Origin of the sequence: Shinella sp. SUS2 (genome assembly GCF_001262505.1) — a bacterium.
Taxonomy (GTDB): domain Bacteria; phylum Pseudomonadota; class Alphaproteobacteria; order Rhizobiales; family Rhizobiaceae; genus Shinella.
This window is the reverse complement of record NZ_KQ410724.1, coordinates 262,355-283,624: the sequence shown is the minus strand read 5'-3', so window position 1 is coordinate 283,624 and position 21,270 is coordinate 262,355. Positions and strand designations below refer to the sequence as shown.

General features: G+C 64.8%; 14 protein-coding genes. 7 read left to right on the top strand and 7 right to left on the bottom strand.

Annotation, left to right across the window (positions count from 1 at the left end; translation table 11 throughout):
- Window positions 1-8 precede the first annotated feature (8 nt).
- From hutU to AKG11_RS04005, 6 genes are all read left to right on the top strand, one after another.
- On the top strand, window positions 9-1,685 hold the full coding sequence (gene hutU / locus AKG11_RS04035; protein WP_050743032.1) for a urocanate hydratase: 1,677 nt from the start codon (window positions 9-11) through the stop codon (window positions 1,683-1,685).
- 42 nt (window positions 1,686-1,727) lie between these two features.
- A complete protein-coding gene (locus tag AKG11_RS04030) occupies window positions 1,728-2,315 on the top strand; it encodes a HutD/Ves family protein (RefSeq protein WP_050743031.1) in 588 nt (195 codons plus the stop codon).
- Between the two features lie 84 nt (window positions 2,316-2,399).
- Window positions 2,400-3,386 (top strand): aldo/keto reductase, encoded by a 987-nt coding sequence (locus tag AKG11_RS04025; protein WP_050743030.1) that lies wholly within the window; start codon window positions 2,400-2,402, stop codon window positions 3,384-3,386.
- A 124-nt stretch (window positions 3,387-3,510) separates the two neighbouring features.
- The gene (locus AKG11_RS04020; RefSeq protein WP_023511968.1) at window positions 3,511-4,287 is read left to right on the top strand and encodes an ABC transporter substrate-binding protein; all 777 of its coding nucleotides are present in this window, start codon (window positions 3,511-3,513) and stop codon (window positions 4,285-4,287) included.
- A gap of 472 nt (window positions 4,288-4,759) precedes the next feature.
- Window positions 4,760-5,716, top strand: coding sequence for a LysR family transcriptional regulator (locus AKG11_RS04010; protein WP_050743028.1), 957 nt, complete (start codon window positions 4,760-4,762; stop codon window positions 5,714-5,716).
- 82 nt (window positions 5,717-5,798) lie between these two features.
- On the top strand, window positions 5,799-6,923 hold the full coding sequence (locus AKG11_RS04005) for an NAD(P)/FAD-dependent oxidoreductase (protein ID WP_050743027.1): 1,125 nt from the start codon (window positions 5,799-5,801) through the stop codon (window positions 6,921-6,923).
- A gap of 36 nt (window positions 6,924-6,959) precedes the next feature.
- On the opposite strand, the gene secD is transcribed toward AKG11_RS04005, so the two are convergent.
- From secD to AKG11_RS03985, 4 genes are all read right to left on the bottom strand, one after another.
- On the bottom strand, window positions 6,960-9,497 hold the full coding sequence (gene secD / locus AKG11_RS04000; protein ID WP_050743026.1) for a protein translocase subunit SecD: 2,538 nt from the start codon (window positions 9,495-9,497) through the stop codon (window positions 6,960-6,962).
- Between the two features lie 108 nt (window positions 9,498-9,605).
- The gene (locus AKG11_RS03995) at window positions 9,606-10,028 is read right to left on the bottom strand and encodes a hypothetical protein (protein ID WP_050743025.1); all 423 of its coding nucleotides are present in this window, start codon (window positions 10,026-10,028) and stop codon (window positions 9,606-9,608) included.
- 138 nt (window positions 10,029-10,166) lie between these two features.
- Window positions 10,167-13,637 carry an AAA family ATPase gene (locus AKG11_RS03990; protein ID WP_050743024.1) on the bottom strand — a complete coding sequence of 1,157 codons (3,471 nt, stop codon included), beginning with the start codon at window positions 13,635-13,637 and terminating at the stop codon, window positions 10,167-10,169.
- Between the two features lie 3 nt (window positions 13,638-13,640).
- On the bottom strand, window positions 13,641-14,909 hold the full coding sequence (locus AKG11_RS03985; protein ID WP_050743023.1) for a metallophosphoesterase family protein: 1,269 nt from the start codon (window positions 14,907-14,909) through the stop codon (window positions 13,641-13,643).
- A 258-nt stretch (window positions 14,910-15,167) separates the two neighbouring features.
- Between AKG11_RS03985 and AKG11_RS03980 the strand changes: the two genes are divergently transcribed.
- Window positions 15,168-15,632: a MarR family winged helix-turn-helix transcriptional regulator gene (locus AKG11_RS03980; RefSeq protein ID WP_245290097.1), complete on the top strand. Its 465-nt coding sequence runs from the start codon at window positions 15,168-15,170 to the stop codon at window positions 15,630-15,632.
- 147 nt (window positions 15,633-15,779) lie between these two features.
- On the opposite strand, the gene AKG11_RS03975 is transcribed toward AKG11_RS03980, so the two are convergent.
- The 3 genes from AKG11_RS03975 to lon form a co-directional block, all read right to left on the bottom strand.
- Window positions 15,780-17,975 (bottom strand): esterase-like activity of phytase family protein, encoded by a 2,196-nt coding sequence (locus tag AKG11_RS03975; protein ID WP_050743022.1) that lies wholly within the window; start codon window positions 17,973-17,975, stop codon window positions 15,780-15,782.
- Window positions 17,976-18,162: 187 nt separating this feature from the next.
- Window positions 18,163-18,438: a DNA-binding protein HupB gene (gene hupB, locus AKG11_RS03970; protein ID WP_023516583.1), complete on the bottom strand. Its 276-nt coding sequence runs from the start codon at window positions 18,436-18,438 to the stop codon at window positions 18,163-18,165.
- Between the two features lie 205 nt (window positions 18,439-18,643).
- Complete coding sequence (gene lon / locus AKG11_RS03965) at window positions 18,644-21,067, bottom strand: endopeptidase La (RefSeq protein WP_050743021.1); 2,424 nt, start codon at window positions 21,065-21,067, stop codon at window positions 18,644-18,646.
- Window positions 21,068-21,270: the final 203 nt, after the last annotated feature.

The following is a 21,270-nucleotide window of genomic DNA, read 5'->3' as shown; positions in this document are numbered from 1 at the left end:
AACCAGCCATGACCGACAATCCCCGCCACAACATCCGCGACGTCCGCGCCGCCACCGGCACCGAACGCACTGCCAAGAGCTGGCTGACCGAAGCGCCGCTGCGCATGCTGATGAACAACCTCGACCCCAACGTTGCGGAAAACCCACACGAACTCGTCGTCTATGGCGGCATCGGCCGCGCCGCCCGCACCTGGGCCGATTTCGACAAGATCGTCGCGTCGCTGCGTGATCTGGAAGACAACGAGACGCTGGTCGTGCAGTCCGGCAAGCCGGTCGGCATCTTCCGCACGCACAAAGATGCCCCGCGCGTCCTCATTGCCAATTCCAACCTCGTGCCGCATTGGGCCACCTGGGACCATTTCAACGAGCTGGATAAGAAGGGCCTTGCCATGTACGGCCAGATGACGGCCGGCTCGTGGATCTATATCGGCAGCCAGGGCATCGTTCAGGGCACCTACGAAACCTTCGTGGAAGCCGGCCGCCAGCACTACAATGGCGACCTCAAGGGCAAATGGGTGCTGACCGGCGGTCTCGGCGGCATGGGCGGCGCCCAGCCGCTTGCCGCCGTCATGGCCGGCGCCTCGTGCCTTGCCGTCGAGTGCAACCCGGACTCGATCGATTTCCGCCTGCGCACCCGCTACATCGACGAAAAGGCCGACACGCTCGACGAGGCGCTTGCGATGATCGACCGCTGGACGAAGGCCGGCGAAGCCAAGTCCGTGGGCCTTCTCGGCAACGCCGCCGAAATCCTGCCGGAAATGGTCCGCCGCGGTATCCGCCCCGACATGGTCACCGACCAGACCTCCGCCCACGACCCGATCAACGGCTACCTGCCGAAGGGCTGGACGATGGCCGAATGGAAGGCCAAGCGCGAAAGCGATCCGAAGTCCGTCGAAAAGGCCGCCCGCGCCTCGATGCGCGAGCACGTCGAGGCGATGATCGCCTTCCAGAACATGGGCATCCCGACCTTCGACTACGGCAACAACATCCGCCAGGTCGCCAAGGAAGAAGGCCTCGAAAACGCCTTCGCTTTCCCCGGCTTCGTTCCGGCCTATATCCGCCCGCTGTTCTGCCGCGGCATTGGTCCGTTCCGCTGGGCCGCCCTTTCGGGCGATCCGGAGGACATCCGCAAGACCGACGCCAAGGTCAAGGAACTGCTGCCCGACAACAAGCACCTGCACAACTGGCTCGACATGGCCGCGGAGCGCATCGCCTTCCAGGGTCTGCCGGCGCGCATCTGCTGGGTCGGCCTCGGTGACCGCCACCGCCTCGGCCTCGCTTTCAACGAGATGGTCAAGAACGGCGAACTGAGCGCGCCCATCGTCATCGGCCGCGACCACCTCGATTCGGGCTCCGTCGCCTCGCCGAACCGCGAGACGGAAGCGATGAAGGACGGTTCGGACGCCGTGTCCGACTGGCCGCTGCTCAATGCCCTGCTCAACACCGCCTCGGGCGCGACCTGGGTGTCGCTCCACCACGGCGGCGGCGTCGGCATGGGCTTCTCGCAGCACTCGGGCGTCGTCATCTGCTGCGACGGCACGGATGAGGCGGCCGAGCGCATCGGCCGCGTTCTCTGGAACGACCCGGCGACCGGCGTCATGCGTCACGCCGATGCCGGCTACGACATCGCGCTCGACTGCGCCCGCGAAAAGGGCCTGCGCCTACCGGGCATTCTCGGCAACTGATACTTGTCGCCCGAAGGTGTGCAGCGGTTCTGGGAGAACGACATGCATAACGGAGCCCGCCTCCTGCGCAACAGCGACCATCGCCGCATGCCGTGGAAGAACGGCGGCGGCGAGACGGTCGAGGTGATCGTCCATCCGGAAGGCGCCAGCCTTTCGGATTTCGGCTGGCGCGTCAGCATGGCGACGGTGGCGAGCGACGGGCCGTTTTCGGTCTTCCCCGGCATCGATCGCACGCTGGCCGTCCTTTCCGGTGACGGAGTGGCGCTTTCCATCGAGGGGCTCGGCGACAAGCTGCTGACGCCGGTCTGCGCGCCCCTCGCCTTTCCCGCCGATGCACTGACGACCGCCCGGCTGACGGGCGGCCCCATCACCGACCTCAACGTGATGACACGGCGGGGCGCCTTCCGGCATTCGCTGACGCACCAGGTTGCGGAAGGGGCCAGAGCGCTTCGCGAGACCACGGGGAAACGCCTGCTGCTGGCGCTTTCGCCGCTCGGTGTTTCCACCACCGAGGGCTTGATCGGCCTTCACCCGCTCGACGCCCTCGTGTTCGATGGCGCGCAGAAGGCGGAGGTGATCCCGACGGGTGAGAAGGCGACTTTCTATCTGGTAGAAATCACGCCCGTCTGAGCCATCGGCGCAAGCGATTTCCTTGTTCGCCTCCCTGCGGAGTGCTACCTCCCGGCACAACGATTTTTGCCGGGAGACATTTTCATGAGACATCGCAAATTCGGCCGCACGGGTTTCACCACCACGGATATCGGCTTCGGCGCCTGGCAGATCGGCGGCGCCTGGGGTGATGTCAGCGAGGCGGACGGCCGCGCCGCCCTCAACGCCGCGCTCGATGCCGGCATGTCCTTCATCGACACAGCCGACGTCTATGGCGACGGCCGCTCGGAAAAGATCATCGCCGACGTGCTGAAGGACCGCGGCGGCCAGCGCCCGATGGTGGCCACCAAGGCCGGTCGCCGGCTTTCCCCGCATGTCGCCGATGGCTATACCAAGGAAAACCTCGAAGGCTTCATCGATCGCAGCCTGAAGAACCTCGGCGTCGAACGCCTCGATCTCGTGCAGCTGCATTGCCCGCCGACGGAGGTCTACTACCGGCCCGAGGTCTTCCATGCGCTGGAAGAGATAAAGACCGCCGGCAAGATCGCCAACTACGGCGTCAGCGTCGAGAAGGTCGAGGAAGCGCTGAAGGCGATCGAATATCCCGGCGTCGTCAGCGTGCAGATCATCTACAACATGTTCCGTCAGCGCCCGGTGCAGCTCTTCTTCCGGGAAGCCGCCCGCCGTCAGGTCGCCGTCATCGCCCGCGTGCCGCTGGCAAGCGGTCTGCTCTCCGGCAAGATCACGCGCGACACCGCCTTTGCCGCCGACGATCATCGCAACTTCAACCGCCAGGGCGATGCCTTCGACGTGGGCGAGACCTTTGCCGGCGTGCCCTTCGAGACCGGCCTGCAAGCTGTCGAGGAAATCCGCGCCCTGGTGCCCGCCGGCACCGCGATGGCCGCCTTCGCGCTGCGCTGGATCCTGATGGCCGACGCGGTCAGCGTCGTCATTCCCGGTGCACGCAATGCCGCGCAGGCAGAGGCCAATGCCCGGGCTGCAGGCCTTCCGGCAATTTCGGAAGACGTGATGGAAGCAACGCGCGAGGTCTATTACCGGCTCATCGCGCCCCATGTGCACGATCGCTGGTAAGGAAAATCCGGAGAGTCTCGCGCATCAACTGAAATGATAGCCGACATCATGGCTATCTATTTCGTTTATGCGCGAGGCCGCGCTACCGTTCCCTATCGGTCACAATCACAACAGGGGAACGACCATGAAGAAAATGCTGCTCGCGCTGGCTCTCGCAGGCTCCACGCTGCTTTCCGCCCCGGCTTTTGCCGAGACGCTGAAGATCGGCACGGAAGGCGCCTACCCGCCCTTCAACTTCCAGGATTCCGCCGGCAAGCTTGGCGGCTTCGACGTGGAAATCGGTCTTGCGCTCTGCGAGAAGATGAAGGTCGAATGCGAGGTGGTGGCGCAGGACTGGGACGGTATCATTCCCGGCCTCGTCGCCAAGAAGTACGACATGATCATCGCCTCGATGTTCATCACCGAAGAGCGCAAGAAGCAGGTCAACTTCACCGACCCCTACTATCTTGCCGCCATGACCCATGCGGCGCCGAAGAATTCCGGCATCACCGATTTCACCAATGAAGGCATGAAGGGCAAGACGATTGGCGCCCAGTCCGGCACCACGCAGGCCGATTTTGCCGCCGCCGTCTATCCGGATGCGGACATCAAGCTCTATCCGACGCAGGACGAGGTCAATCTCGACATGGCGAACGGCCGCCTCGACGTGCAGGTCGGCGACATGATCCCGCTGCTCGACTGGGTCACCAAGAACGACGACGGCAAGGCCTGCTGCGAGCTGATCGGCGAGCCGATCACCGACAAGAAGTTCGTCGGCGAAGGCGTCGGCATTGCCGTGCGCCAGGAAGACAACGACCTGCGCGAAAAGCTGAACGCCGCGTTGAAAGCCATCCGCGAGGACGGCACCTACAAGAAGATCAACGACAAGTATTTCTCCATCGACATCTATACGATGAAGTAAGCCAACCTCTTCCGCGTTGTGGTCAGGCTCGACTGGACCATGACGCGGCAGCGGATAGGGCGATGTGGACATCAGACTGAGGCGGCTTCGGCCGCCTCTTTCGTTTTCGGGATCAAGGGACGAAACGGAAGAGGCTCCCGCCCCGCGCAGCATTTATGGGCCGCGTAAAAAAGGCTTCGCCTTCTCCCTCGTCCGCCGGCCTGACCAGAAACGGATAGGGATCCAGCGCCCGCCGCGGGCGAAACTCCATCCGCGCCGCCACCCCGTCCGCCAGGAGGCCATAGAGATACGCCCCCGCGAGGCCGCTGGTGCTAAACCGTTCCCACATCACGTTTTTCCCCTTCATTCGCGATGGGCAATGCGCCAGCCTGCTTTTTGGTTCCGCGAAAAACCCGGCGCGCCGATCACATTTCGACGGTTCCAAGACCCGCCTCCCCTTGCCTTTGTCGACGCCGTGGCCGTAGCTACACGCATGCCGATCAACCGCCTTGAACGCTTCGCCCACAATCTTGACTGGAACCTCCTGCGCACCTTCGTGGTCGTGGTCGAGGAGGGCTCGATCACGCGGGCGGCGAACCGTCTGCTGCTGCAGCAGCCGGCTGTCAGCATGGCGCTGAAGCGACTGGAGCAATCGGTCGGCCACCGGCTGATCGACCGAAGCCCCGGCCGTTTCGAGCTGACCGAGGCCGGCGAGCGGCTGCATGCGCTCTGCCACGATATCTTTTCCGCCATCGTGCGCCTGCCGGAGGCCATGCAGCCCTCCGGCGAGGACATTTCCGGCCACATCACCATCCATGCGGTCAGCCATGCGATGAACCCGGCCTGGGACAGGGCGATCGCCGATTTCTTCCGGCTGCACCCGCGCGTCACCGTGGGTGTGACGGTGGAAACGACGACCGACGTCATCCGCTCGGTGGAGCGCGGCGTCGCGACGCTCGGGCTCTCGGACGGCATCATACCGGAGGGCCTCGACAAGGCCCCCTTCTGCTACGAGCGCTACGCGCTCTATTGTGGCCGCGGGCACCGGCTGTTCGGTATGCTGGATGCCCGGCTGGAGGACCTGCGCGGCGAACCCTATGTCAGCTTCCTTGCCGACGTTTTGGGCGGGCCGCATATGGGGCCGGTGACGGCGGTGCGGGCCATCGGCTCCTTCGGCCAGCAGGTGCGGGCGCTCGCCTTCAATGTCGAGGAGGTGCTTCGGCTCGTCGTCGCCAATGCCGGCATCGGCATGCTGCCGGTGCATCTCACCGGTGCCGCGCTGACGGCCGGCGAACTCTGGCAGCTACCGCCCTATGACGACCTGCCGGTGGCCGAGACCTTTCGTATCACCAATCCCGGTTCCGCGCTCAACCCCGCCGAGCGGGCCTTCCTCGCCCATATGACGGATGTGCCGCCCTGGCGCTGGGGCGAGCCACATCAATACGGATGATAGCCACTTTCATCGCTATAAATTTGAAGAATGCCGACGGCTTGCTTAGGCAGGAGGAAAGGGTTCACAGCGGAGGCAGGCCATGCGGACATTCGACATCGCGATCATCGGCGGAGGCATTGCCGGCCTTTCGCTCGCCTATTTCCTGAGCCCGTTCCGCTCCGTCGTCGTTCTGGAGCAGGAAGGCGCGCTCGGCTATCACAGCACCGGCCGCTCGGCGGCGGAGTTCACGCTGCGGGACAATGCACCGCTGGTGAATGCGCTCGCCCGCGCCAGCCATGATTTCCTGATGCAGCCGCCCGAGGGGTTTGCCGACGTACCGCTGCTCATAGAGCGGGGCAGCATCATCCTTGGCACGGCGGAGAAGACGGCACTGGTGCGCGCACGCTTCGAGGCCGCCAAAGCGCTCGGCGTGGCGGTGGAGTGGCTGGACGAAGCCGCGATGCTCGCCCGTGCGCCAATGCTCGACCCGGCCTATGCAGCGGCCGCCTATTTCGACCCCGACTACTGGGATATCGAGGTGGACGCCTTGCTGCAGGCCTATGCCCGCCACGCCCGGCGCAACGGCGCACAGATCCTCGAAGGGCAGACGTTCTCCGGCGCCCGGCGGGTCGCGGGCGCATGGCGGATCGAAACCGGTGGAGACACCATATCGGCCGGCACGCTGGTGAACGCGGCCGGCGGCTGGGCCGATGCGGTGGCCACGCTTTCGGGCGTCGCCCCCGCCGGCATCGTGCCGCACCGCCGCACGGCCATCACCGTCGACCTGCCCGGGGGCATCGACGCGAGCCGCCTGCCTGAAATCAACGAGATCGAGGAACTGTTCTATTTCAAGCCAGAGGGGGGCCGCCTGCTCGCCTCACCGGCCGACGCCACGCCCTGCGAGCCGGCGGACGTGCAGCCGGAAGAGCTCGATATCGCCTATGCCGCCCATTATGTCGAGGAAGTGACGACGCTCAGCGTGCGCCGCGTCTTCAAGAGCTGGGCCGGCATGCGCAGCTTCTCCGCCGACCGCCTGCCCGTCATCGGTCCGGCGAAAGACGAGCCGTCCTTCTTCTGGCTCGCCGGACAGGGCGGCTACGGCATCCTGACCTCGCCCGCCCTCGGCAGCCTTTCCGCCGCCCTCCTCACCGGAAGCTCCATGCCCGAACCCCTCGCGCGCGAAGGCATAACGGCGGAGACGTTCAGCCCCTCCCGCTTCTCCTAAAACGAAACGGGCGCCCCAGGGGCGCCCGCTTTGGTCTTAGGCTTCGGTTGCCGGCGTCGTTGCCGAACCGGGCGCCCGAGCGGTATCGCGATCCTTCCACCAGCGGCTGAGGAAGAGCAGGATCGGGCCGCCGATATAGATCGACGAGGTCGTTGCGACGATCACGCCGAACAGCATCGGCCAGGCGAAGGGCTTGACCGTGTCGCCGCCCCAGATCGCCATCGGCAGCAGCGAGGCCGCGACGGCAACCGAGGTGAAGATGCATCGCATGATCACCTGGTTGATCGAGAGATCGACAAGGTCCGAGAAGGGCATCGACTTGTACTTGCGCAGGTTTTCTCTCATGCGGTCGTAGACGACCACCTTGTCGTTGACCGAGTAGCCGATCAGCGTCAGCACGGCGGCGATGGCCGTCAGGTTGAAGTCGATCTGCATCAGCGAGAAGAAGCCGATCATCTTGGTGATGTCCAAGAGCAGCGTCGCGATGGCGCCCACGGCGAAGTGCCACTCGAAGCGCCACCAGATGTAGATCAGGATCGCCAGCATGCCGAGGCCGACGGCGAGGAAGCCGGAGCGGGCAAGCTCGGTGCTGACCGTCGGGCCGACCACTTCCGTACGCTCGAAGCTGGCGTCCGGGATCACTTCGGCGACGCCGTCGCGGATCTTCTGGAGCGCTGCCGTCTGCACCTCTTCGCCGCCCGGCTGGCGCTGGACGCGCACGAGGACGGACGTGCCCTGACCGAATTCCTGCAGGGCCACTTCACCGAGATTGAGGCCCTCCATCTTCTCGCGCAGCGGGGCAAGGTTGATCGGCGTCTTCGACGTCGCTTCGACCTGGATGCCGCCGACGAAGTCGATGCCGTAGTTGAGGCCCGGCGTGAAGAACAGGATGACCGAGCTGATCGAGATGAAGGCCGACATGCCGATCGCGATATACCGGCCGCGCATGAAGGAGAAGCTCGGGATCGCCCAGACCTTGCCGAAGATCGAATGGATGTCGATCCTCTTCATCTTGCGGCGGATGACCACCTCGCGCATCAGGAGGCGCACGAAGGTGATCGACGTGAACATCGAGATCGCAAGACCGATGATCATGGTGATGGCGAAGCCACGCACCGGACCGGAACCGAACATGAAGAGCAGGATCATGCCGACCATGGTCGTCATGTTGCCGTCGACGATGGTGGCATAGGCCTTGTTGAAGCCCACATCGAGCGCCTTCATGGCCCCCGCCCCGGCCGCCGTTTCCTCTCGGATACGGGCGTTGATCAGGATGTTGGCGTCAACGGCCATGCCGATGCCGAGGATGATGCCGGCGATGCCGGGCAAGGTGAGCGTCGAGCCGAGAAGACCGAGAAGACCGATCGTCAGAACGGTATGCAGCACGAGGCCGAGGTTGGCGATGAGACCCCACGAGCCGTAGAGCACCTGCATCAGCACCACGACGGCGGCAAGGCCGGCGAGACCCGTGTAGAGACCCATGCGGATCGAGTCCGAACCGAGGTTCGGCCCGACGGTGCGCTCCTCAATGATGGTGAGCGGAGCCGGCAGCGCGCCGGAGCGCAGCAGCGCCGAAAGGACGGTCGCTTCCTGCGGGTTGAAATTGCCAGAGATCTGGCCCTGGCCGCCGATGATCGGCTCGCGGATGACCGGCGCCGTCAGTACCTTGCCGTCGAGAACGATGGCGAAAGGCTTGCCGACATTGGCCTGGGTGATTTCCGCGAACTGGCGCGCGCCCGTCGAATCGAAGCTGAACGAGACGATCGGCTCGTTGGTGCGCTGGTCGAAGCCGGCCTTGGCATCCGCAAGGCGATCGCCCGAAATGGCGACGCGCTCTTCCACGGCATACTTGCCGGGATCGTTGGCGCCGGGCAGGATCATCACGCCGCGCGGGGCGACGCTGTTCGGATCCACCGTCTGGTCGACCATGTGGAAGCTCATCTGCGCGGTCGAGCCGAGCAGCTGGCGCAGGCGCGTCGGATCCTGCAGGCCAGGCAGCTGGACAAGGATGCGGTCGCCGCCGACGCGCTGGATCAGCGGTTCAGCAACGCCGACCTGGTCGACGCGGCGGCGGATGATTTCAAGGCTCTGCTCGACGGCGGCCGACATGCGCTCGTTGATGCCGGCTTCCGTCAGCGTGACGTTGATCAGGTTGCCGCTGGTGGCGACATCGATATCGGCGCTGCCGGCGGTGAAGCCGAGCGTCGTCGTCGGCGTCGCGAGCTTGCGCACTTCCGGCAGAATCTTGTCGAGCGTCGCCTGGTCGGGCAGCGTGATCGTCAGCGTGGTGCCGCTGAGGCGGGCGGCCGAGGCGCGCTCGCCGGCAGTTCGCAGAATGGCGCGCGTATCGTTCAGCAGCACGTCCATGCGCGCTTTGCGCAGCGCCGCGGCATCGACCTCCAGAACGAGATGCGAGCCGCCCTTCAGGTCGAGGCCGAGCGTGACGGGATTGGCGGGCAGGTAGCTCCCGAATTTGGCTTGCTGTTCGGACGTCAGCACGTTGGGCACGGCCGCGAGTACCCCGAAGAGGATGATCGCGATATAGACCAACAATGCCCATTTGGAGGTTTTCATGGGTTTGTTCCATCTAGACTGCCGGACGGGCGCGACAGGAAGTCGGCGCCGTCCGCGGGAATCGGAATTTCGAACGAATGGCGCGGCGTGCAGAGACGCCACAGGGCCTCAGGCGGCAAGGACCGGAGGCGCACGGCTGCGGAAGGATGCCGGGCCCAGGCGGAGGGGCGCCGCATCGTCGACAGCGACAAAGACCACCGAAACAGAGGTCTCGAAGGGGTAGAGCACGACACCGGCGCCCGGGACGAGTGCCTTGCCGGCAGCATCGCCTTCCGGCAGGCCGCTCTTGGCCTTGGCGACCCGCCGTTCGGCATGGCCGCCTGCCGGGAACCACAGTTCATCGCCGGTCGCCGAGAGCGGCGATGGCGCGACGCCGCCTTCGGCGGCTGCCCGCGGCGGGTGGCCAGCATCATTTGCGCTGCCAGGAAGGGAGAATTGCGAGAGGAACAGGGTGACGAGCAGCACGAGGAAGCCGACGGGCGCAAAACCCCGCTCCCAGATCGTCGCTTCTCTGCCGGTCCTCAACGTCATACCCGTCCGTTTCTTCAGGGCGGAGCGCCGCGCGAAGCAGGCTTCGCAGCAATGCCGATGGTGCGCCAAGAACCACTTACCATCGGCCAAGTCAAGTTTTGACCGTAACGCTTCCTTTACACTTCGACGTTTCAGGCCTCACAATTCATGGATCGTGACGTCAGGGCAGGCCTTTTTCGCGAGGTCGCAGAGATGCTCGTGATGGGTCAGGTAGATCACCTGCCCGCCCGTCGCCATCGCACCCATCACCGTCAAGGCATTGAGCGCACGCCGGTCGTCGAAGGTTTCCATGATGTCGTCGGCGATGAAGGGCACGATCTCGCGACTGGCGGCGATCTCGTGATAGCCCGCAACGCGCAGCGCCAGATAGAGCTGGAAGCGCGTGCCCTTGGAGAGGTCCTTCGCAAGCTTCGAGCCGCCCGGGGCGGCGTTGACGACGAGGAACTCGCTGTCCTTTTCGAGGATCGTCGACAGGCCGGTATATTCGCCCGCCGTGATGTCGCGGAACGTCCGCGAGGCGCGTTCCATCATCGCGCTGCGGTGACGCTCGCGGTAAAGTCGCAGAGCCTGTTCCGCCGCCAGAATGCCGGCGCGCGTCGCCAGATAGCGGCGCGACTTCTCCGCAAGCTCGATCAGCACCGTGCGCCGTCGCTCCTCCAGCACCGCCGCCGCATCGCTGCCGGCGACCTTAGCCAGCGCTTCCTCCGCCCGGGCGCGCAGAAGGTGCTGCTCCTGCACCGCGCGGTCGAGCTCCTCGAGCCGTGCGGAAAGGTCTCCCCTTTCCGCGGAAAGCTGGTCGTCATCGACCGCCGAGAGCAGCGCCTCGGCTTCATCGACCGTTTCCGTGCGCAGCTGCTGGGCGAGATCACGCCCGACATCCTGGACGCGCGCCAGAATGTCGTCGCGCTTGCGATAGGCTTCGATGAGAAGATCCGCCTCCGCAAGCGTGTCGCAGCCAAGGACGGAATAGACCTCCGCGAGCCGCGCGGTAAGCACCGCACGACGCTCCTCCAGTGCACCCTCCTCCTCGACAAGGCGCAGCCCCGCCTTGTCGATCGCCTCGCGCCGCTGGCGCACCGCTGTCGCCGCGGCGAGCCGCCGGCCGAAGGCCGCAACGGTGGAAAGCGGGTCCTCATTGTCAAACGGCTCGGACAGGCGCTCGGCAAGGCGGCGGGCGTGGCCGGCATAATCCTGCTGGTCCCGGCGCATGCCGGCAATGCGGTGATCGAACTCCCCGCGTCGCTCGACATTCTGGGCGAGCGTCTGCAGCGCCGGAAGGAGGGCGCCGACGCGCTCCAGGGCGACGGGCGCATCCGGCCCGGCGAGCCAGGTGCCGGCGATGTCCCGCTCCCAGGCCTCCTGCCATGCGCCAAGTGCCGCCGTGGCGTCTTCCGCGGCCTTGCCGCGCATATCCATATCGGCCTCCAGACGGGCGAACTGCACGGCCGCAGAATTCCGCCGGGCCTCGGCGGCCTTCAGCGCCTCCAGCCGGTCCTCGGCAAGGAACAACGCTTCATCAAAGGAGCTGTCCTCGGCCAGCGCTTCACCCAGCAGGGCCGCCAACCGCGCCAGCACGTCACGCCTCTCCCTTTCCACGAGATCGGCTTCCACGGTGCGCTGCGCAAGCCCGCCGATGACATCCAGCGCCGCCGCCCGCCGCTCCAGCCAGCCGGCCATGTCCGCCAGCGTCGTCCCCTCAGGCAGGCCGAGGCGCGCGGCAAGCGACAACACCTCACCTTCGACTTCCGCCCGCATCTCGGACAGACGGGTCCCTTCACCGGCAAGGGTCTCCAGCCGCGCCGTGCCTTGCGCGATCGTCCGTTCGAGAAGGCGCAGCTCCGAAAGGCGGTCGGCATTGCGCAGGCGCGCATCCGAAGCCTTGTCATCCGCGCGCATCGCCTGCTCGAAGGCATCGGCAGAGCCACTGTCGAGCGTGCCGGCATGCCTCTGCCAGGCCGCATCCCGTAGGGCTCGCAGATGGCCGGCATGTTCTTCGCCCGCCGCACCGGTCGCCTTTTGAAGCGCCCCGAGCGTTGCGCGGGCAGAGGCGACCTCCAGCTCCAGCGCGGCAACCTGCTCGCGTTGACGGTGCAAGGCCTCATCGGCCGAATCATGTCGTTTGCGCAAACCCTCTATATCGCCGGGCGATGGCGCAGCCACGGCCTCCAGGCTCGCCGCGGTGCCGGACCAGGGAGCAAGACGCGCCATCGCTCCATCGGCATCCTGCCGGGCCAGCGCGACGAGGCGACGGGCCTCGCGCAAGCGCGCCGAAAGGTCGCCGGACCGCGCAGCGCGCAGGGCTGCGGCGAGCGAGGACTGACGCGCCGCGTCCGCCTGCACGTCCTCGTCCGAAATGGCGCCCGCCTCGTCTCCCATGGCGGCAAGCGCCCGCTCGGCCTCGGCACGCTCGCGAAGCGCCGTCGCGGCGCGTTCGGCAAGCGCCGACCGTCGGGACAGGAGGGCGGCAAGCTTTTCGCCAAGGCCCGGAGGCAGCAGAATGCCCGCCGTGTCGGCATCCGCAGCGAGCCCGAACGCGGCGAGGCTTGTCCCGATGGAAACGGCAACCCGGTCCCGTTCCGCCTCGCGGACAGCAAGGTCCATCGCCGCGGTGCGGAAGCGGGCCTCGAGCGCGGAACCGGAAAGCGCCGTGATATCGCCTGCGGCCGCCAGAACGGCCTCGTCCTCAGGCAGCTCCGCCAGCTCCTCGGAAAAATGCAGGCGCTCCCCCTCCATGCGCGCCGCGCGGGCAGCGATTTCCGCCTCCTCGCGCGCCAGTTCACCGGAGAGCGAACGCCAGCTGGTCGGCGGAGAATCGCCCAGATCGAAGGCGCCGAGCTCGGTACGCAAAGCCCGCAGGCGCCGAAGGTAAGGCAATGCGGAAAGGCAGCGCTCCACCTGCGCCAGCGCGGCGCGCACCTCGGTCCGGGCGGCCGTCATCTCGCCATGCCGCTCGACAGCGGCGTCGCGGTCGCGCACCAGCAGGCCGTAATCGCGGGCGGCGACATCGAGCGCCTTGCGCTCGGCCGCCAGCGCGTCAATATCCGCCTTGAGCCCTGAGAGTCCGTGCTTGCGGCCGGAGGGACGATAGAACTCGTCGGCCTCCGCCTTCAGCGCCGCAAGACCCGTGGCCATGTCGGAAAGACCGGAGCTGGCGGAAAAGAGCATCGACCCCAGCTCGCCCTCGCTCTTCAGGATGTCCTCGCCGCCCCTCTCGATGCTCTCGTCGTCGAGCGAGAACATGGTGCGATAGGCGTTGCGATCCATGCCGCCGAGCACGGCGGCAAAGAGCGTCTCCGGCAAGGGCCGGTCATCGGCGGTGACGAGCGAGGCCTGGTTGCGCTTCAGGCGGTAGGCCTCGTGGCGCTCGGCACCGACGGAGAACTGCCCGCCGACGCGCATCAGGGCATAGGGATGCAGGAAGCCGTAGGCGCTGGATTTCTCGATGCCGAAAAGCAGGTCGAGATAGGCGGAAAAAAGCGTCGACTTGCCCGCCTCGTTCGGGCCGTAGACAAGATGGAAATCCGGCTTGCCCGGCGTGGCCGTACCGAAATCGAGGCTGCGGTCGGTAAATTTTCCGTAGCGGACGAGGTCCAGGCGATCGAGACGCATCGGCTAGCCCCCCGCCCCTTCGCCGCCAAGGCGGGCGAGAACGGCATCGGCCCCTCGAAGGGCGAGGTCGTGCAGCAGGGCCTCCTCCGCCGCTTCGTCCACGGCCAGCAGGCCGCGCGCCTCCTTCGGCAACTGGCGCAGGAGATCGCCCAGCGTCTCGCGCAACTCTTCACGGTAGGCATGGCTTTCGATGACGTCCTCGCGCATCAGACGGGACATCTCCGTGAGCGGACCGGCATCGGCACTCGCCGCGGCAAGCGGCATGGAAACGGAAAGCTCCACCGCCTCGATCCAGCATTCGCCGAGCGAGGCGGCAACGTTCTGCAGCTCGGCGGTGAGCAGATCCTCGTCGCGGCGCAGGCGCCAGGAAAGCGGTGTGGCGCCGTCAAGCGCAAGGCGGGCGACGAGATGGGCGCCGCGTGCTTGCGCCCTCGCCTCGGCCAGTACGGCTTCGACGCGGTCAAGCATGCCGTGCCAGTCTTCGATACCAGAGAGATCGACGGAAAGCCGCTCGAACACCGCGACCGCGACCGGATGCATCTCGCAGGTGATCGTGCCGTCGTCCTCGATGGTGGCGAGCGTGATGCCTTTGCGGCCACCTTCGTTGATGTCGCGGCCCTGCGGATTGCCGGGCATGACGATCCACGGTTTTTCGAGATGCACCCGCCGCTGGTGGATGTGCCCGAGTGCCCAATAGTCGAAGCCGTGCGCGGCAAGATCGGCTGTGCCGACAGGTGCATAGGGATCGTGGCGGCTCGCACCGGCCAGGCTGGTGTGCATGAGGCCGATGTTCACCGCATCCGGCACGGGTGCACGAAAACTCGGCAGCAGCGATGCCGGGGCATGGGGGTTGGCAAAGCTGATGCCGTGGACGTGGATCTCGCGGCCACTCGCCAGCACGCCGGCCTTCACCGGCTTTCCGCGGCCATCGAAGACGTGCACATTCGGCGGAAAGGTGAGTTCGCGGGTGATCTGCGACTGGGCGTCGTGATTGCCGCGGATGAGGAAGACGCGGATGCCGGCCACATCCAGCCGGCGCATCTGGCCCATCAGGAAGAGCGCCGTCGCCATGGAGGTCTGCGAACCGTCATAGAGGTCGCCGGCGATGATGAGGGCATCGACCGCCTCGGTGATCGCAAGATCGACGATGCGCTCCAGCGCCTTGCGTGTCGCTCCGCGCACCAGTTCGCCAAGCTCGGCATTGCGCAGAGCGAGCGATGTCAGGGGCGAATCGAGATGGAGATCGGCGGTGTGAATAAAGCGGAACGGCATGGCCGGACAATCGCTTTCCCCCTCCTCCGGGTCAATGCTTGGCGCCCCGCAGCCAAGGTTATGCAGGAGAGAAATCGTCTCACCCCGAAAATTCCGGGAAAGGGCAGGAATAACGCCCGCGACCTGACCGTTCGCATTTACAGAGATCGTTCAATATCTATGATCAAATTATTCGAAAACCTTCGTGATCATTTGACATGGTCCCTCATAATACCTATATTTCCCCTCATGAGTAGCACGATAGAAATTTCCCAGGGCATGTTCAAACTCTACCATCAGGTGAGCCGCCTGGTGAACGAGTGCATGATGGATGAAGGCGTGTCGCTTGCCCGCAGCAAGTTCCTGCTTCTTCTGGAATGTCAGGGCCCGCAGCGTTCGACGGACATCGCCTGCGCGCTCGGTTTCGCGCCCCGCACGGTAACGGAAGCGATCGACGGCCTCGAGCGGGACAAGCTGGTCAAGCGCGAGCCGGACCCGAAGGATCGGCGTGCCAAGATCGTCTCGATCACGGATATGGGCCGCACGGTGATCTCCGCCGCACAGCAGCCACAGCACAAGATGATCGAGGCGATCTTCGCGGTGCTGACCGAAGACCAGAAGCAGCACCTCAAGGACATCATCGGCTGCCTCAGCGAGAAGACCGAGGAATTGCAGCGCGAACGGGACAAGGTCGAAGGCGACACCGCCGCAGCGCCCATGCGCCCCCTGCGGGCCGTCGGCTAAGCCGGACGGCAACGGAAAACGGAAGAAGGCCGGGATTTCACGATCCCGGCCTTCTTTGTCTGAAGCGTTCAGCGTCCTCCCCTGCCCGCTGCCTTCCCCCCAATAAGCGGGGAGAAGGTGAAAGCAAGAATGGACGGCCCGCGGAGCTTACATGGCGTTCATCGGGCCGATGCCGAAAAACAGCGTCTCACCCGAGGAACCATCCACGCCGTCATTGTCGGTCATGACGAAGCCATTGCCGGCGGCGTCGATGGCAAAGCCTTCGACCTTGTCGACGACGAAGCCGTTGGTGGCGCCCTTCAGGTCCGGGATGAGGTCACGGACCTCTTCCTTCTTAACGACAGGCAGTTCACCGCCGAGTGCGGCCGGCTTCAGATCGGCAAGCGCCACGCGGTACAGCTTCTTCAGCTTGGCCGCCTGGCCGATCAGGTTGTCGCGCTCGATGATATAGGCATGGTCGCCGCTGACGGTGATTTCGGAAAGGCCGACCCAGCCGCTTTCGGTTTTTTCGAGCGGATAGCGCACGGCGCCCCATTCCTCGAAGGACGGCTTGTAGGAGACGAGCTTCACGAAACCCTTCTCGTCGTCACCCCATTCACGCTGCATGGCCATCCACAGCACCTTGTCATCGCCTTCGCCGACGCTGGTGATGCCTTCGAAGCCGAAGCGCTTCTCGCCGGCGCGCAGCGCGGCGGGAATGGCGATTTCCTTCTGGATCTCGCCCTTTTCGTTCACATGGATGATGGCATGGCCGACGAGCTTGTCGGCATCGCCCTCGTTGGCAAGCCAGAAACCGCCCTCGCCATCCGGCGTCAGGCCCTCGCTGTCGAGCTTCTGGGCGGCGGCACCGTTGCGGGTAATGCGCAGCGCATCGACGATCTTCCCCGGCTTCGCGGTGGCGTCGATCGTGAAGATCGTCGGCTGCGAGGCGTAGAAGGAATCGTTGACGGCATAGAGCATGCCCGGCTTGTCCTTGACCGGTGCGAGGCCCGAGAGGGCGCCGAAGCCGATCAGTTCGCCATCCTTTTCGGTGGAGACGATCTGCGGATAGGCAGCTTCGCCTTCGGCACGCTCATAGATCATGACATGCGAGCGGGCGCCGCCGTCCTCCACGAGATCGGTCTCGTTGGCGGTCACGAAGAGATTGCGGTTCGGGATGGCGACGGCTCCTTCCGGGCCGACGCCCGAGGGCAGCAGCTGGAGAAGCGCGGGCTCGGCGCCGGTATCCTTGTAGACACCGACGATCGAGGCGCGCTCGGCGAGCACGAAGAACAGGTTGTCATCGCCGAACTTGGCGGCTTCCATGCCTTCCGGCTCGACGCCCTTCTTGTTGCGCTTGTCCGGATAGTGGCCGATCTTGGCAATCTCGCGCTCGAAGGCCGCGCCGTTCTCGTAGAGGACCTTGCCCTGCTTGTCGAAGATGGTGAAGCCGCGGGCGCCACCCTTCCAGTCGCCCTCATTGGCGACGACCAGGCGGTTGTCGTCCAGCCACTTCACGGCATCGGGCTCGCGCGCCACGTCCTTCATCTCGCCGGTGAATTTCAGCGCACCGTCCTTCTTGGTGTCGATGCCTTCAAGGCTGACCGTACCGGCGGAGAAGTGGCTCTTTACCGTGCCGGCCTTGCCGTCGACGATGACGATATGGTTGTTTTCCTGCAGGGTGACAGCAACTTCGTCGAGGCCGTTGAAGGAGACGAATTCGGGTTCGGGATCCTCGCCGGCGACATCGGCAAGGCCAGTCAGCGCCACATGCTTGATCGAACCGCAATCGACGACGCCGTCCTTGAGGGAGAGCAGCACGAGATCGCCGGCCGGCATCTGCGGGATGACGCCGTCATTGACCTCTTCGTCGCGCTCGTTCTCGATGGCGATGGCGGCGATCGTCCTGTCCTTGTTGAGGGCGATCGAATCCGGCTGACCGCCGAGATCGCAGGTCGCCTCGACGGCCCTGGAGGCCACATCGACCTGGGCGAGCACACCCGACGGCTTCACGAAGCTTTCGCGCGTGTTGATCGCGACGAGCGCCTTGCCGGCGGCAATGGTGACCGAGGTCGGCTCGCCGTCGAAGGCGACGGTGCCGCCGGCCTTCGGAGCCTTGGCGTCGGTGATGTCGATGAAGCCGATGGCCTTGTTCGGGCTGTCGGAATAGACGAGCGTGTTGCCGTCTTCCGAGGCGCTGATGATCTCGGACGAGGTCGGCGTCGCCTTGTCGACACCCTCGGGCAGGTTGTCGGCAACGGCGAAGGACGCAATGCGATTGAAGACGGGCTCGGCGCTGGCGGCGGAGGCCACCGATGCGGCGAGAACCGCAGCGAGCGCGGCGGTGATCGAACGGGTTTTCATGAAATCCTCCGGGATCCGGTCAAAAGGAACCCGGCGGTTCTGAGGCTTTCGTGTTACAGGCCGATGACATTTCGGCGACGGTCCGTTGCCTTCCCGTCAAATAAAAGGGGGCCCGGAAGAACCGGACCCCGACCCTGAATTTCAGGTTTGGCGGCGGAGTGGATAACCGCTCTGCCCGAACCAAGGATCAGCCGTTGACGGCGTCCTTCAGGCCCTTGCCGGCCGAGAACTTCGGCACGTTGCGTGCCGGAATCTCGATCTCGGCGCCGGTCGAGAGGTTGCGGCCCTTCGAGGCTTCACGGCGCGATACGGAGAAATTGCCGAAACCGACGAGACGAACGTCGCCGCCGTTCTTGAGCTCACCCTGGATCGTCTCGAAAACGGCGTCGACAGCCGATGCTGCGTCCGTTTTGGAGAGGCCAGACTTCTCAGCCACTGCGGATACGAGTTCATTCTTGTTCATGTTTCCACCCCTTTCATACGGTTTGAAACGACTCATACAAGTCGGGGGCAGAATACGCATCGCCCCTCGCCCCGCAAGAAAATTTCGTCGCAAAACCCTGAGAATCCGGGCTTTACACACGTTTTTCAACGAAAAAGACCGGCCAAAAGGCCGGTCTTTTCCCGTTTCGCTCCAAAATGCCGGATGCATTACCCGGCATCAAGGCTCAATGCGCGATCGCGCCGGTGCTCTCATCGGTCGATTCGACCGCCGGAACCTTGGCGTCTTCGACCGTCGCATCCCATTCGATCGGCTCCGGCCGGCGAACGAGCGCATGCTTGATCACCTCACCCATGCGCGAGACCGGAACGATCTCCATGTTGTTCTTCACGTTATCCGGAATCTCCGCCAGATCCTTGGCGTTCTCTTCCGGGATCAGCACCTTCTTGATGCCGCCGCGAAGCGCTGCGAGCAGCTTTTCCTTGAGACCGCCGATCGGCAGGACCCGGCCGCGCAGCGTCACTTCGCCCGTCATCGCGATGTCCTTCGAGACCGGGATTCCGGTCATGATGGAAACGATGGCGGTCGCCATGGCGATACCGGCCGACGGACCGTCCTTCGGCGTCGCGCCTTCCGGCACGTGCACGTGGATATCGGTCTTGTCGAAGCGCGGCGGCTCGATGCCGAAATCGACGGCGCGCGAGCGGACATAGGACGCCGCTGCCGAGATCGATTCCTTCATCACATCCTTCAGGTTGCCCGTAACCGTCATGCGGCCCTTGCCACCCGGCAGGCTGACGCCTTCGATGGTGAGCAGCTCGCCGCCGACTTCCGTCCAGGCAAGACCCGTAACAACGCCAACCTGATCCTCGCGCTCGGCCTCGCCGTGGCGGAAGCGCGGAACGCCGAGGAAGTCGTGGATGTTGTCTGCCGTGACCTCGACCGTCTTCGACTTGCCCTTGATGATCTCGGTGACCGCCTTGCGGGCGAGCTTCATCAATTCACGCTCGAAGTTACGCACACCGGCTTCGCGGGTGTACTGCTGGATGACCGCCATCAGCGCGCCGTCCGTCACCGAAAACTCTTTCGGCTGAAGGGCGTGATCGCGGATCGCCTTCGGCAGCAGGTGCCGCTTGGCAATTTCCAGCTTCTCTTCTTCCGTGTAGCCGGCAATGCGGATCACTTCCATGCGGTCCATGAGGGGCGCCGGAATGTTCAGCGTGTTCGCCGTCGTCACGAACATGACGTTGGACAGGTCGTACTCGACTTCCAGGTAGTGGTCCATGAAGGTCGAGTTCTGTTCCGGATCGAGTACCTCCAGGAGAGCCGAGGACGGATCGCCGCGGAAATCCATGCCCATCTTGTCGATCTCGTCGAGCAGGAAGAGCGGGTTGGACTTCTTCGCCTTCTTCATCGACTGGATGACCTTGCCGGGCATCGAGCCGATATAGGTGCGGCGGTGACCGCGGATCTCGGCCTCGTCACGCACGCCGCCGAGCGCCATGCGGATGTATTCGCGGCCGGTCGCCTTGGCGATCGATTTCGCGAGCGAGGTCTTGCCGACGCCCGGAGGGCCGACAAGGCACAGGATCGGGCCCTTGATCTTGGCCGAGCGAGCCTGCACGGCGAGATATTCGACGATGCGCTCCTTGACCTTGTCGAGGCCGAAATGATCCTCGTCGAGAATCTTTTCCGCGGCGTTGAGGTCGGTCTTGATCTTCGACTTCTTGCCCCACGGAATGCCCGTCAGCCAGTCGAGATAGTTGCGCACGACGGTGGCTTCCGCCGACATCGGGCTCATCTGGCGCAGCTTCTTCAGCTCGGCATCCGCCTTTTCGCGGGCTTCCTTGGAGAGCTTCGCCTTGGCGATCTTTTCTTCCAGTTCGGCCATCTCGTCGCGGCCGTCCTCGCCGTCGCCGAGCTCCTTCTGGATCGCCTTCATCTGTTCGTTGAGGTAGTACTCGCGCTGCGTCTTCTCCATCTGGCGCTTGACGCGCGAGCGGATGCGCTTTTCGACCTGCAGGACCGAGATCTCGCCTTCCATGAAGCCGAGCGCCTTTTCAAGGCGCAGCTTGACGCTCGTCGTCTCCAGCATTTCCTGCTTTTCGACGATCTTGATGGAGAGGTGCGAGGCGACGGTGTCGGCGAGCTTCGAATAGTCCTCGATCTGGCTCGCGGCACCGACGACTTCGGGCGAAATCTTCTTGTTGAGCTTTACATAGTTTTCGAACTCGGAGACGACCGAGCGCGACAGCGCCTCGACCTCCACCGGGTCTTCTTCCGGCTCGGCCAGGACATGGGCCATCGCCTCGTAGAATTCCTCGCGGTCCGTATAGCCGTCGATCTCGGCGCGCGCGCGGCCTTCGACCAGCACCTTGACAGTACCATCGGGGAGCTTGAGGAGCTGGAGCACGTTGGCGACGGTGCCGATGCGATAGATGGCATCGGTTTCCGGGTCATCGTCGGAGGCATTGATCTGGGTGGCAAGCATGATCTGCTTGTCGGTGCCCATGACCTCCTCGAGTGCGCGGATCGACTTCTCGCGGCCGACGAACAGCGGGACGATCATGTGCGGGAACACCACGATGTCGCGCAGGGGCAGGACCGGGAAGGCCGTGGAGTCGTGCGACGCAGACGTCTTTTTCGTCATGTCATTTCCTTTCAAACGTCCCGTTTCCGGGAACCGGTCCATTCGGCGCTCAGAGTGCCGGGCCGGCGATCTTTTCCATCCACAAGTGGCGTGCAGCCAACACATTTTCAAGCCCGGTTGCGGAGTGCCCCACCCCGTGACGGACAAGCGAACCAACACCGGAAGTGTAGTCTTCCGCGCTGTCGCGGAACTTGCGGCCTTCC